At 35.9% G+C, this 13,752-nt stretch carries 10 protein-coding genes; 9 read left to right on the top strand and 1 reads right to left on the bottom strand.

Annotated elements, in window-relative coordinates:
* The first annotated feature begins 36 nt into the window (after nt 1-36).
* From AC4D4A_RS05555 to AC4D4A_RS05545, 3 genes are all read left to right on the top strand, one after another.
* Complete coding sequence (locus AC4D4A_RS05555; RefSeq protein WP_490994969.1) at nt 37-1,212, top strand: processed acidic surface protein; 1,176 nt, start codon at nt 37-39, stop codon at nt 1,210-1,212.
* Nucleotides 1,212-1,814: a class D sortase gene (locus AC4D4A_RS05550; RefSeq protein WP_490994968.1), complete on the top strand. Its 603-nt coding sequence runs from the start codon at nt 1,212-1,214 to the stop codon at nt 1,812-1,814. Before AC4D4A_RS05555 ends, AC4D4A_RS05550 begins: the two co-directional genes overlap by 1 nt.
* Before the next feature lie 177 nt (nt 1,815-1,991).
* Nucleotides 1,992-3,029: an LCP family protein gene (locus AC4D4A_RS05545; RefSeq protein ID WP_490994967.1), complete on the top strand. Its 1,038-nt coding sequence runs from the start codon at nt 1,992-1,994 to the stop codon at nt 3,027-3,029.
* Nucleotides 3,030-3,323: 294 nt separating this feature from the next.
* On the opposite strand, the gene AC4D4A_RS05540 is transcribed toward AC4D4A_RS05545, so the two are convergent.
* Nucleotides 3,324-4,379, bottom strand: a complete 1,056-nt coding sequence (locus AC4D4A_RS05540) for an MraY family glycosyltransferase (RefSeq protein ID WP_490995203.1) — start codon at nt 4,377-4,379, stop codon at nt 3,324-3,326.
* 1,009 nt (nt 4,380-5,388) lie between these two features.
* Here AC4D4A_RS05540 and rfbA point away from each other — a divergent pair.
* Genes rfbA through AC4D4A_RS05510 form a run of 6 tightly spaced genes read left to right on the top strand, consistent with a single transcriptional unit; the run spans nt 5,389 to nt 13,701 of the window.
* Entirely contained in the window at nt 5,389-6,288 is a 900-nt protein-coding gene (rfbA, locus tag AC4D4A_RS05535) for a glucose-1-phosphate thymidylyltransferase RfbA (protein ID WP_490994966.1), read from the top strand.
* 19 nt (nt 6,289-6,307) lie between these two features.
* Nucleotides 6,308-7,360: a dTDP-glucose 4,6-dehydratase gene (gene rfbB, locus AC4D4A_RS05530; RefSeq protein ID WP_490994965.1), complete on the top strand. Its 1,053-nt coding sequence runs from the start codon at nt 6,308-6,310 to the stop codon at nt 7,358-7,360.
* Nucleotides 7,361-7,412: 52 nt separating this feature from the next.
* A complete protein-coding gene (locus AC4D4A_RS05525) occupies nt 7,413-9,416 on the top strand; it encodes a CDP-glycerol glycerophosphotransferase family protein (protein ID WP_490994964.1) in 2,004 nt (667 codons plus the stop codon).
* Nucleotides 9,417-9,445: 29 nt separating this feature from the next.
* Nucleotides 9,446-10,732: an ATP-grasp domain-containing protein gene (locus AC4D4A_RS05520; RefSeq protein ID WP_490994963.1), complete on the top strand. Its 1,287-nt coding sequence runs from the start codon at nt 9,446-9,448 to the stop codon at nt 10,730-10,732.
* The gene (locus tag AC4D4A_RS05515) at nt 10,733-11,854 is read left to right on the top strand and encodes a DegT/DnrJ/EryC1/StrS family aminotransferase (RefSeq protein ID WP_490994962.1); all 1,122 of its coding nucleotides are present in this window, start codon (nt 10,733-10,735) and stop codon (nt 11,852-11,854) included.
* Nucleotides 11,854-13,701 (top strand): glycosyltransferase family 2 protein, encoded by a 1,848-nt coding sequence (locus tag AC4D4A_RS05510; RefSeq protein ID WP_490994961.1) that lies wholly within the window; start codon nt 11,854-11,856, stop codon nt 13,699-13,701. The genes AC4D4A_RS05515 and AC4D4A_RS05510 overlap by 1 nt, the downstream gene beginning before the upstream one ends.
* Nucleotides 13,702-13,752: the final 51 nt, after the last annotated feature.

Raw genomic sequence — 13,752 nt, 5'->3', positions numbered from 1 at the left:
CCCAAATTTTAAATGTTGAACTATAGGGGGAAGAACATGAAACGTGTCCTGGCGATTTTAGTAATGTTTACAGTGTTAATGGCTTTTATAAAGCCAAATGTCAGTTTAGCGGCCATTAAAGAAGCAGATCTAGAGGCATTTAGTAAAGCAGAAGGCTTCAAGAATGCTGAAGAATTCAAAAACTATTATCTGCATTATTTCTATGAATATGAATTAGAAGAAATCACTTCGGTTGACGAGTTAAAACGAATCTTAGGTCCAAGGCTTACCGAAGCAAGTGTAGAAAAGCTTATATTTGAGTATGGATTTAATGATCGTGAAGAACTGACTGAGATGTTGATCGGATATGATGAACTGGAAAAAGGCAAAACAATTGAGGAAACCTTTATTTATTTGAATGCACTTAATGGTATTTTGTATTTCTTCGAGGAAAGACAGACTCCCATTACGGAAGAAAGCTTAAATGAATTTTTGGATAACTTCGGGTTGACTCTTGATGAGTTAAAACAACTTCTGGCTAAAAATGGGGATAGCCTGGATAACTACGAGTACATTGAAGATTTAGAGTCAGCATACATTAAATATAGCAGTTATGATGAAGTTGCTGGTGGTCTGGAGGAACTTGGGCTGACAGAGGAAGAGATCGAAAAATTGCTCAAGCATGTCCTCTCAATTGATTTTGAGGATCCTGCTTTAGAAAAGCGAATGATGGCACTTTTAGAAAGATTAGACTCACTTCCTGATTTTGAAAGTGCATCTGATTTAACTCAAGCTCAAATAGAAGAAATAGCTTCTGTTTTCACAGAGCTTTTGGATATTCTTCAATTAAAAGCAAAGTACTATCTAGTGAAAGATGGGGAGAAAACAATAACACTTTCTTTAAAAGAATTGCTTGTATTGGAAACAACAAATGGTGCTGATTTATTGGTTGAATTATACAGCACTAGCGGAAATTTTCTGGCAGACATCATAATTACAGCAGATATGTTTGGTTCTGATCTGATTAAAGATGAAGTGAAAGAGATTGCAAAGCCGATTACAAAGCCAATTGCAAATCCTGTAAAAAACCCTTCAAAAAAAGTGGACAGGACCATCAAAGGTGGTAAATTGCCAAATACAGCAGGAAATTATGCCGGAGGAATTCTCGCGGGTATGCTATTAATTGGTATTGGCTCTGCCCTATTAATTAAAAGAAAAAGGAATGCAGCTTAATGAAAAGAAAAAGATTATCCTTCTCTCTGGCGCTTTTGCTCATCATATCTGGTATTGGGCTGGTTAGTAAGTATAGTCTCCCTTTTTTTAGAACGGCAGATTCACCAAAAGAAGAAGTAAAAGAGACTGTGGTAACTGAGCCGACTGTTGTCGAAAACAAGAATGAAAAAGAGCCTGAACAAGAGCTTTATAAGGACTATCCGGAGGACGGTGAAACCTTTGGAGAACTGGTTATCCCAAAAATCTCTGCCACCTTGCCTATAGTGGAGGGAACGGATGAGGATGAGCTTGAAAAAGGTGTAGGTCATTATGATGACAGCGTCCTCCCGGGAGAAAAAGATAATTCAGTCCTTTCGGGGCATCGTGATACGGTTTTTCGTAAGCTTGGTGAAGTTGGAGTTGGAGATAAACTGATTGTCAAAACATCGGCAGGGGAATTTATCTATAAGGTCCATAAAGTACGAATCGTTGATGCTGACGATCGTACAGTGATTGTTCCTAAACCGCGTCCGACATTAACTGTAACGACTTGTTATCCGTTTGATTATATAGGTGACGCACCTGATAGGTATATATTGGTAGCTAATCTGGTAGATGAATGACTTTTTAACCACTTGTAAACTTAGTTTCAAGTGGTTTTTTAGTATTATTTGGTTAATAATGTATAGATTTGTAGAGGTAACAAAAAAATAAATTTACTGTATATGATAAAAAGGGTACAATTGTAATTGATAAAAAACTGGATAACACTTTTTTACTATAGATGAAGGAGAAGGATGATGCAAAATAGGCATACAGTACGTCGTAAAAGACGTAAAAAATTAAAAAAACGTCGTATTCTGGCACTGATATTAATTCCTGTTCTTTTGGTTGTTTTAGCTGGAGGAGGCTATGCAGCATATTTATACTATAAAGCTTCAAATGTTCTGTCTGATTCTTATGACGGTACTTCCAGTGAACGTGGTGTAAACCCGGCAAAAGATAATGTTTCCGTATTATTTATGGGCGTTGATGATAGTGATGTAAGGAACAACGCTAAAGGATCCAGAACGGATGCGCTAATGCTGGCAACGTTTAATGATAAAGATAAAACGGTGAAACTTTTAAGTATTCCTCGGGATTCATATGTCTATATTCCGGGAAAAGATAAAAATTCAAAAATCACACATGCCCATGCATATGGCGGTGTAAAATATACAATTGATACTGTTGAAGAATTGCTGGACATACCAGTAGATTATTATGTAAAAATGAATTTTAACGCTTTTGTCGACGTTATTGATGCATTGGATGGAATTGAAGTAGAGGTGCCATACACATTCTCTGAGCAAAATTCCAAGGATCAGAAAAATGCCATTAAGCTCGAGAAAGGTTTGCAAACTCTCGATGGAGAAGAAGCATTAGCTCTTGCTCGAACGAGAAAGCTTGATAACGATATCGAACGTGGTAAACGACAGCAGGAAATACTGAAAGCAATCGCAGCGAAAGCAGCATCAGTTTCATCTCTTACAAAATATGCGGATGTTATAGAGGGTATCGGTAATAATATGACAACGAATATGACGTTTAAAGAAATGAAGAGTTTTACAAGCTATGTTTTAGGCGGTAAAGGCTTAACAATTGAGAATGTAAATCTTGAAGGAGCTGACTCGTATATTAACGGTACTTATTATTACCAGTTAGATGATGAGTCTGTTCTGTCCGTGAAGAATGAACTTCAAGTACACCTCGGTCTAAAGGAAGACGTTCAGCCGAGTAGCACGACACCAGTAACTAATGAAACAGAAGAACTGGACAATACAACAACGGTTGAATAATAACGGACAAGACCCCCAAATTGAACTGGGGGTCTTTTTCATGTGTAATTTTGTTTGTAATGAAGCAAGCTATTAGCATAATTGTTTTATGCAATATGTGGCTGAATTTTTGGCTTAGCGGAGTAAACATAATCCTTTTAAAGAATCGATTAGTTGAGACACAACGTTTTTGCCCACGCAAAAACACCTCCGAATCAACACTTTTTATAAGTGTACCATTTCGAAGGTGTTCTATATTATCTCAATTATTTAGGTTAGTCTACATGTACGACGACTATTTCTATCAGTCTAGTATTATGAACGATTTTTTACATTTACGAAAAGCTTATGGAGCGGTCGATAGTCCTCTCCTAAGAGGCCAATTCGTTCAACGAGTAATTCAAGGCAAATCAGTAATGCGGCAATGAGGAATATTGCACCCCATAAAGTGGCCATACTGAATAGGAACGCTGCTACTCCGAAAGAAGTTGCCATTACATAAATTAATAGAACCGTAGTTCGGTGTGAATAGCCTAACCGCAATAAGCAGTGATGCAAATGCGATTTATCTGGCGCAGAAAGTGGTTTCTTATGAAGTGCCCTTCTGACAATCGCATAAAATGTATCAGAAATCGGAACACCCAAAATGACAATTGGGATAATTAAAGAGATTACTGTTACATTTTTGAATCCCATTAGGGAAATAACTGAAATCATAAAGCCAAGGAACATGGCACCGGTGTCACCCATAAAAATCTTGGCAGGGAAGAAGTTGTATTTTAAAAATCCAAGTGTACTGCCCGCCAATACCAAGGCAATCAATGCTACAAACATATCACCAATTTTAAAGACTGCCATACCGGAAATGGTGAGCAGCGCAATGGTGGAAACTCCGCCAGCTAAACCGTCCAACCCATCTATTAAATTAATGGCATTTGTTATCCCAACAATCCAAAGTACAGTCAACGGTATAGCTAAGTATCCAAAGTGAATCTGCTCACCAAATGGAGTATTGATGAAGTTCAGTTGGATTTTGCCGCCAAGTACAATAATAAGAGCAGCAATAATCTGACCTATAAGCTTCGTTTTTGGATTTAACTCATATATATCATCAAAAATGCCAAGAATAATGATTACAAAAGCCCCGAGCAATATAGCTGTAAATGTTTTAGAGCTTGCAAGGTTCGGAGTAAAGATAGGCATGGTAATCGCAAAGCTTAAAAAGATAGCTAGTCCACCCATGCTTGGCATAATTTTAGAATGTACTTTTCTATTATTAGGTTTATCGGTTGCACCGATTTTAAATGCTAATTTAATAACATAAGGGGTGATGAGTATGGTCAAGCATATGGCAACTAAAAAAGCTGCGATCAATAACAAAATAGCCACCCTCTATCTATATACATCTGAGTAATACTTACCCACGATGTTTAATGTTAAAACGAGATAAAGAAATAATTTTGATTATTACATTCATGCAGAACTCGTTCTTATCTCATTTAACAATTATATACGGTTTGCGATAAAACCTCTACTAAAAAATAAAAACAGCAATATAATCTTACAAAATCCCCCAAGATAATAGTATTGAATCAATAATACTCATAAATTGTTAGAGAAAATTTCAGCTAAATTGTTAACACGTATATGCATACTCATCATATCTATGCGGAACTTTTGTGAAATATGAGAAGTATTTCACTTATGGTTTTATATGATAGACAAGTCCTTTAGTAAATCAAGTTTGCTGCGATGACATAGAATTGAAAATTTGATTAGCTAAAAATTAAGATATGAGATGAGTAAAATTCCTAAATTGCTGATTAGTGATGGTGGGTGGTTTTGGAGAAGAGATGGGATGTCCAAAATACCTGTTTTTGATTATTTAAATGTAATTTATCTGTTTTTCGACTAGAATGAGCGAAATCTACGATAATTGAGCTAAAAATAGTGGTGAGCGAAAATATCCTGTGAAATGTGTGACCTCCTGTATATATGGCGAGCAAACTCATGAATACACAATGAGTATCTTTAGCCAGAATGATACGAGAATTATTTTTGCTTTGTAATTCTGCAGGTTTCGTATTACTATTTAGGTTATGAGGGAAAAAATAACCAACATTATAATATGTTGGAATTTGTTGTTTATCCATTTAAAATGTCGTATGTCCCATCACAGAACTGCTAATTAATCGAATCTCCATCAAGAAAAGACAACTAGACTAGTAAACATTCCGCTTCTTCGTGCTATTTAACATCATGAGAGATTGCCTATTTATTAGGTGAAATTCAAAAATTAGATACCTATTTTCATATGAAGATTATAAATATCATTCAGTATCTTAGTTAGCAAAAAAAATGAAAAAGGGTGAATTGACGAATGAAAGGAATTATCTTGGCTGGAGGATCTGGAACAAGACTTTATCCTATTACAAAAGCAATATCAAAACAATTAACGCCTATTTATGATAAGCCAATGATTTATTATCCGTTATCTGTCCTGATGCTTGCAGGCATCAGAGAAGTCTTAATTATCTCCACTCCGGATGATAAACCACAATTTATGCGGTTATTAGGGGATGGCAGCAGCCTCGGGATGAAATTTACTTATATAGAACAGACAGAACCCAGAGGTTTGGCTGATGCGTTTATTGTCGGTGAAGAATTTATAGGGGACGACCGTGTTTGTCTCGTTCTGGGCGACAATATTTTTTATGGGCAAGGATTAACTGAGGCATTATCGAGGGCTGTGGCTGTAGAAAAAGGTGCTGTCATTTTTGGATATTATGTAAGTAATCCGCGTGCCTATGGCGTTGTTGAATTTGACGAAAACGGCAAAGTTCTCAGCCTGGAAGAGAAGCCGGAGAATCCTAAATCTAATTATGCGATTCCAGGCCTCTATTTTTATGATAATGAAGTGGTAAAGATTGCAAAAAATGTGTTGCCTTCCGATCGAGGAGAAATTGAGATTACTTCGATTAATGAAGTGTATCTCAAAAAAGGTGAACTGAAGACTGAAATTCTCGGACGTGGAATGGCCTGGTTGGATACAGGTACCCATAGTAGTCTGCTGCAGGCAGGTAATTATGTGGAGGCCGTGCAAAACAGGCAGGGTTTGTATATTTCCTGTATTGAGGAAATTGCATACAGACAGGGATATATCAATAAGGAAAAATTGCTCAAGCTTGCGGAAGCTCAGGCAAAGACGGATTACGGGCAGTATCTTTATCATTTGGCAGAGACGGTATCGGAAAAAAGCAATCACGTAAGTACCTATTAATTGGAGGATGTAAATCTATATGAAAACATATTTAGTTACCGGAGGGGCAGGCTTTATTGGATCCAACTTTATCTTATCTATGATGAAAAAATATCAGGATATCCAACTGATTAATATAGACAGCCTTACCTATGCAGGAAATCTAGAAAATCTTAGAGAAGTAGAACATTTACCTAATTATCAGTTTAAGCAAGTAGATATATGTGATAAAAAAGCGATTCAAGAAATTTTTGCTGAACATGATATTGATTATGTTGTTAACTTTGCAGCTGAGTCTCATGTGGACCGCAGCATTAGAAATCCGGAAGTATTTGTGCAGACAAATGTTTTAGGAACGGTGAACTTGTTGAATGCTGCGAAAGAAGCTTGGTTAATTGGTGATGATCAGTATATGAACGGTAAGAAATATTTACAGGTTTCAACCGATGAGGTATATGGTTCATTAGGAGAAACAGGCTATTTTATGGAGACTACACCGCTTGATCCGCATAGTCCTTATTCCTCAAGTAAGGCATCTGCAGACTTGATGGTAAAAGCCTATTTCGATACATATAAAATGCCTGTTTGCATTACAAGATGTTCCAATAATTATGGACCATTCCAGTTCCCTGAGAAATTAATTCCGTTGGTTATTCACAATTGTTTAAATCATCACGATATCCCTGTTTATGGAGATGGACAAAATATCCGAGATTGGTTATTTGTAGGTGATCATTGCAAGGCAATCGACATGGTATTGCAAGATGGAAGAATAGGCGAGGTATACAATGTTGGCGGTCATAATGAACGTACAAACATCCAATTAGTCGAAACCATAATAAATTATTTAAACAAAAACGTAGACCAAGAGATTGGAGAACATCTTATTTCTTTTGTAGAGGATCGCAAAGGTCATGATCGAAGATATGGTATAGATCCTCAAAAAATAGAGAAAGAATTAGGTTGGACACCTGAAACAACATTTGAAGTTGGTATTGAGAAGACCATTGACTGGTATTTGAATAATAAAGAGTGGATGGATCACGTTACGAGCGGTGAGTATCAATCTTATTATACAGATATATACAAATGATTCGGGAATAACCTAACAAAATTTTTGGGGAAGCTGCGAGGAGATTTAATTAATGCGAAAAGTGGCTAATAAACTGATAAGTTTAATAAATTTAAATCATCGTATTCAGGATTTACAAATATCAGATAAACGACTATTGCTCCAATATAAAATTGGACCTAGTTCGTTGACGCGTTACGTGATGATTAAGGATCGCGAATCCGGTAGACGGATTTATAAAAAGCTTACTAATAAAGAGATTTCAATTCCACTGGAAGAATTGTTGGAATTGAATGCAAATGGTAAGTTCGATTTCTATCTATCCTGTTTCATACTATCCAAACGATTCATGAAGCGAACGAGGTTTAATAATAAGCTGAAGCAAATTCAGTATGTGGATGAAGAGAAGCAAGAAAAGTTCATGATTCAAAAGACAATTCAACATAACCTATCCATGCAAATCAAACAAGTGGCATTTGATGTTAAGGTAGATGATTTGAAAAGTGTAGGACAGAATTTCTTTGTGGAGGGTAGGATTGAAAGCTTTAAGAATCAATCTATCCGAGTAGCTGAACTCCTTTTAACTAGGAGAGATACAAATCAAACATATGGCTATAAAAGCGATATCCTGCCGTCATCAAAGCGGGATAATACTTATACATTCAAGGGCATTATATTCCTTGAAAAATTAAAAGAGGATTTAATTACGAATTCAAGATGGGATGTATCGCTGCAATTAAGAGATGAGAATTCAAATGTCATTTATAAAGAGCTGGTAAATTTGCAGAGCTATCGCGAATTTCCAAGGGAAGAAGAACGGTACATCATTCAAGTGAAGGACTTCAATAATCATGTGGCTACTTTTTACGCAACTATGGGAAGCAATAGCATGGCGCTTTGGTACACGGATCAAAATCAGTTTGAGAGAACCTACACGATTGCTAAAGGAAAAAGTGTCTATAATGAAACCTGCGAGTTGGAGTCTATGAACGGAAAAATGGTATTTTTCGAGAGTTTCCTTGGCAAAAACTATTCAGGTAATCCCAAATACTTATATGAAGAAATGTTAAAGGATCCAAGATTCAAGGGATTTACTTTTGTTTGGAGTTATTCAGGTGATAACCCAGAGGTGATTCCTGGAAAGCCAATTTTGGTTAATAGGGATTCGGAAGATTATTATAAATATTTGGCGCGCTCTAAATACTGGGTAAGCAATATTATATTACCTGTTCATCGAAAACGAGCAGGAAATGTCTATATTCAAACTTGGCATGGAACTCCGTTGAAAAAGTTGGGCTTTGATATAGATATTGAAGGGCCGGAAACATTGGCAAGAGAAAACTTCTATATTGAATCCAGGAACTGGGACTATTTGGTTGCGGCGAACCATTATTCAAGCGAGATTTTTAAACGTGCATTTAAATTTAATAAAGAAATGCTCGAGTTTGGGTACCCGGCAAATGATCTTTTTTATCGTCCTGATTTAGAGGAGCAGGTGAAGCAACTGAAGAAAAAATTGAATCTGCCTGAAGATAAGAAGATTATTCTTTATGCGCCTACTTGGAGAGACAATGAAATGGTCAATTCCTGGGAACATTCCTTCCAGCTTCAATTTGATTTGGAGAAATTCTATCAAACTTTAGGTCAGGAATATGTTCTGATTTTAAGAATGCACCATTTGGTTTCTGACTCCTTACAAATCAATGAAAGGCATCGTTCATTTGTATATGATTTCTCTAAATATGATGATATTCAAGAGTTATATACATTGGCAGATTTATTGATTACTGACTATTCATCTGTATTTTTCGATTACGCAAATTCTAAAAAACCTATTCTCTTCTATGCCTATGATTATGAACTCTATAAAGAGAATATCAGAGGGTTCTATTTGGATATGAAGAAAGACTTGCCGGGACCTGTCCTGCAGACTGAACAGAAATTGCTGGAGTCAATCGTCCATATCGACAAAGTGCAAAAAGAGTATAAATCTAAGTATGACAAGTTTTATGAGGAATATTGCCAGTTGGAAGATGGGAAAGCAGCAAAAAATATTATTCGCAAAGTTTTTTCTTAAAATAATACCCTATCGAAGGTGTGAACGTATTGAAAAAGAATATATTAGTATTTCCATGTGGATCAGAAATTGGGCTTGAAATTCATAATGCTTTGAAATATGTAAAAGGGTTTACTCTGTATGGTGCTTCGAGTGTCGCCGATCACGGAAAATATGTATATCGCAACTATATTGAAGGCCTTCCGCATATTGATAGCGAGTCTTTCTTGAAGGCCATCAACGAAGTCATTGAAGAATACGAGATTGATTATATCTTCCCTGCGCATGACAGCGCTGTGCTTAAGCTTGCTCAGGTAAGCGAGAAGCTTGGTGCAGATGTGATTACATCTGTACAGGAAACATGTGAACTCTGCCGTTCGAAGGAGAAAACGTATCTTCATTTCCAGGGAGATGATTTTATCCCTGAAATGTTTCAAAATCCATCGGAGGTTAAGGAGTTTCCTGTATTCCTGAAACCTGATGTTGGTCAAGGCTCTCAAGGGATTGCTATGGCAAAGAATTCTGAAGAGCTTGAGTTTCATTTGAGCAAAAATGAAGGGTTATTAACTCTTGAATACTTGCCTGGAAAAGAATACACCGTTGATTGTTTCACAGACCGCCATGGTGAATTGCGTTTTACGGGTATGAGAGAACGCCATCGTATTAAAAGTGGAATCAGCGTGAACTCCATGTCCCTGAAAATAAAAAAACAAGTCGAAGAAATTGCCCGCAGAATTAATGCGAAAATGAACTTGCGCGGAATGTGGTTCTTCCAGGTGAAAGAAGCTAAGGATGGATCGTTTAAATTATTGGAGATTGCTCCACGTGTAGCAGGTACTATGAGTCTTTATCGTAATAAAGGCGTTAATTTTCCTTTATTAAGCTTGTTTGACCGTATGAATTTCGATGTAGATATTATCGAAAATGATTTCGAAATTGAAGTGGACCGAGCGCTTATTAATCGATTTAAACTGAATATATCCTATGACTGTGTGTATATCGATTTTGATGACACGATAACGTTAAACGAAAAAATCAACCCGTATATTATGATGTTTATTTATCAATGTGTTTCAAAAGATATTGAGCTGATATTGATTACAAAACATATTCATCAAATAATGGAGACTTTGACAGCATTAAAAATTGATCCATCTATATTTAAGGAAATCATTCATATCAAGAAGGATGAAGAGAAGCATACTTACATACAGATGGAGAAAACTGCAATCTTTATAGACGATTCCTATGCTGAAAGGAAGGAAATCAAAGAAAAACACGGTATTCCTGTTTTTGATGTTGATGCTCTTGAAAGTCTAATAGATTGGAGAAATTAAATGAAGAACGAATGGATATTTCCAAATCCAGTGACAGTCACTCAGCCTATTTTGCCCGATTTCACTGATTATGTAAATGCTATTAAACCAATATGGGATTCTAAATGGCTTACGAATGATGGACCATTACATGAAAAATTCCGAGAGCAATTAAGGGAATTTTTAATGGTTGATCACCTCCAATTATTTACGAATGGACATCTTGCTCTCGAGGTTGCGATTAAGGCAATGGATTTAAAAGGAGAAGTGATTACGACTCCTTTTACCTTTGCATCAACCGTTCATGCTATTTCCAATTGCGGGCTGAAACCTGTATTTTGCGATGTGGATCCGATGACTTATAACATTAATCCATCCGAGATTGAAAAACACATTAACGAAAAGACATCTGCTATCATCGCTGTACATGTGTTTGGGACACCTTGTGATGTAGAAGCTATCGAGGCAATTGCCAAAAAACATGATTTAAAGGTCATTTATGATGCTGCCCATGCATTTGGCGTCGAGCTGAACGGGAAAGGTATCGGAGAATATGGTGATATTTCCATGTTCAGTATGCATGCAACAAAGGTCTTCCATTCCATTGAAGGCGGAATCCTGACTTTTTCAGATAGCAAACTTGAAGCGAAGTTCCGTTCATTAAAAAACTTTGGAATTACTTCTGTTGAGGATGTAGATTATATTGGAACCAATGCTAAAATGAATGAATTTCAGGCAGCTATGGGACTTTGTAATCTGGAACTGATCGAAGAGGCGATTGCCAAAAGACAAAGTATTCATGAAGCCTATATTAAGAGATTTGAAGGTAACGATTCGATTACTGTATTGCCAACTTTACAAAATACTAAGGCGAATTTTCCTTATCTTCCAATTCTCCTAAAATCAAATAAACAACGTGATCAATTGCATCAAGTTCTTCAAGAGTATCGAGTAATGACGCGTAAATATTTTTATCCACTATGCAATGATTTTGCTTGCTATGAAGGTTCATCCATTGATACCCCAGTCGCAAGAGATATTAGCAGCCGGGTATTGTGTCTGCCTATGTATACAGATTTGCATCTAAGTGATGTAGAGCAGATTTGTACTATTATTCAATATGAAGTGGGTGAAATGGCATAATGGGAGATTATAAGTTAAGTGTAGTAGTGCTTGTTTATAATACGGAACAATATTTAAGAGATTGTATTGATTCATTGGTCAATCAAACCTTGAAAGATATTGAAATTATTTTGGTAAATGATGAGAGCCCGGATAATAGTTTACTGATTCTTGAGGAATATGAACGTAATTACCCGAATATCCGGGTCTTAAATCAAAAGAATACGGGGGGCGCTATTGCCGGGAATAATGGACTGAAATTAACAGCCTCAAAATACGTCACCATTATGGATTCAGATGATATTGTCCCACTCGATGCCTATGAGAAATTGTATAAAAAAGCGATTGAAACAGATGCCGATATTGTGATTGGTAAAGCCAATGTTCTGGTTGGCGGTGCCCAAAAGGAAATCATCTATAAGAAAGAGCGCGATGTTTGGTTAGAAGAAAGAATCATAGATAATGTCCGTGAATTTCCGGATATCTTTTATGATGGATTCTATTGGAATAAGATCTATAAACGTGCATTATTGTTCGATCATGATTGCCTGATGCCGCCGGGAATGTTGTATGCGGATCGTCCGATGGTTCATAAAGCTTATTTATATGCTAAAAAGATTGCCATTATTAAGGATGTTGTTTATCTATGGAGGAAAAGAGAAGAAGATGCTGAAGCAAAGTCTATTACACAGTTAAAAAATGATATTCATAACTTCCAGGATCGGATTACTTCTCTAAATTACCAAATCGACTATTTTAATAAATTTAATGATCAGGATTTGAAAAATAAGTTCTTAAAGCGAAATATAGACCGATTATTTTTCCCAATCAGTGGCATTTTGGTGGATGAAGAATTTAAATCAGCCTATTTAAAAGAAATAAAACATTTATTATTAGAAATTCCGGGTGTATTTAAGAATGATTTAGGCATCATCAAAAACCTGTACATCTATTTGATATTAAATGATTTAACAGATGCATTAATTCAATTTTTAGAGTCTGAAAAAGAAGGGCCAATCATTGAAGAAGACGGAAAGTATTATTGGAGTCTCCCGTTATTCAGAGATGAAAACTACCGGATACCTGATGAGTTATTTCTTATTAAAGTATTATTGACTCAATTCATTAAGATGGATTCTATTGCGTCTAAAGATGATCGGATTGTTTTTTCAAATATTAAGGTTCCTGAATTATTTAACATTGATTCTGCTCAGTTGGCATTTATATCCCGGATTGATGTGGATGATCAGCTCTATTTCGATTTAATTGGGGAAGAGGGTAATTCATTCAGTGCGGATGTGAAAATAAATAGTGGTTCAGAAACGGCGCTGTACGATGTTTATCTTGTTTTTAACTATGATGGTAAAGAGGAAAGATTCCGGATTAATAAGAAGATGCTGAATGAACAGCATTCGAATCAGGAGAATAAGGGTAGAAGAAAATTATTTTTTACTAAATTTCATAATTTGTCTTACTTAACTACGAATCTTACGATCAATCATATAGATGTGAATCAAGACGGTATTAGTCTTTCTATACAAAAAGGGGACGAAAGAAAATCTTCCTCTAATGTATATCTTGAAAATAGAGCAACTAAAGAAAAAATTTATTTTCATAAGAGTGAGGATGAAACCACATTAACTTTACCGTGGAAGCATTTTGTGGAAGTCAACCAAATATATGATTTTTACGAAGAGGTTCAAAAGCAAAGTGTACGTATTGGAGAGACAATGATTCCGGATTTTAAATCTACTTCCCTTTATTCATATGGACTCTATATGGATTTATATAAAACGGACAAGAGTAATATTTCTTTTAAAACGACTTCAAAATTGAGGAAAAGACTACTTTCTTTCATAAAAAAATAAACCTGCTATGAACGTAAACGTAATTGTAGAGGCCTAACAACAATGTTGTGT

It is taken from the genome of Pradoshia sp. Z5_111 (assembly GCF_058267535.1).
The sequence above is the reverse complement of the archived record's forward strand: the minus strand, read 5'-3'. Positions and strand labels throughout refer to the sequence as shown.

Bases quoted from the DNA above. Each gene is read 5' to 3' on its own strand.
- AC4D4A_RS05525 (WP_490994964.1), top strand. From the start codon at position 7,413: ATGCGAAAAGTGGCTAATAAACTGATAAGTTTAATAAATTTAAATCAT.
- AC4D4A_RS05550 (WP_490994968.1), top strand. From the start codon at position 1,212: ATGAAAAGAAAAAGATTATCCTTCTCTCTGGCGCTTTTGCTCATCATA.
- AC4D4A_RS05555 (WP_490994969.1), top strand. From the start codon at position 37: ATGAAACGTGTCCTGGCGATTTTAGTAATGTTTACAGTGTTAATGGCT.
- AC4D4A_RS05515 (WP_490994962.1), top strand. From the start codon at position 10,733: ATGAAGAACGAATGGATATTTCCAAATCCAGTGACAGTCACTCAGCCT.
- AC4D4A_RS05545 (WP_490994967.1), top strand. From the start codon at position 1,992: ATGCAAAATAGGCATACAGTACGTCGTAAAAGACGTAAAAAATTAAAA.
- rfbB (WP_490994965.1), top strand. From the start codon at position 6,308: ATGAAAACATATTTAGTTACCGGAGGGGCAGGCTTTATTGGATCCAAC.
- rfbA (WP_490994966.1), top strand. From the start codon at position 5,389: ATGAAAGGAATTATCTTGGCTGGAGGATCTGGAACAAGACTTTATCCT.
- AC4D4A_RS05510 (WP_490994961.1), top strand. From the start codon at position 11,854: ATGGGAGATTATAAGTTAAGTGTAGTAGTGCTTGTTTATAATACGGAA.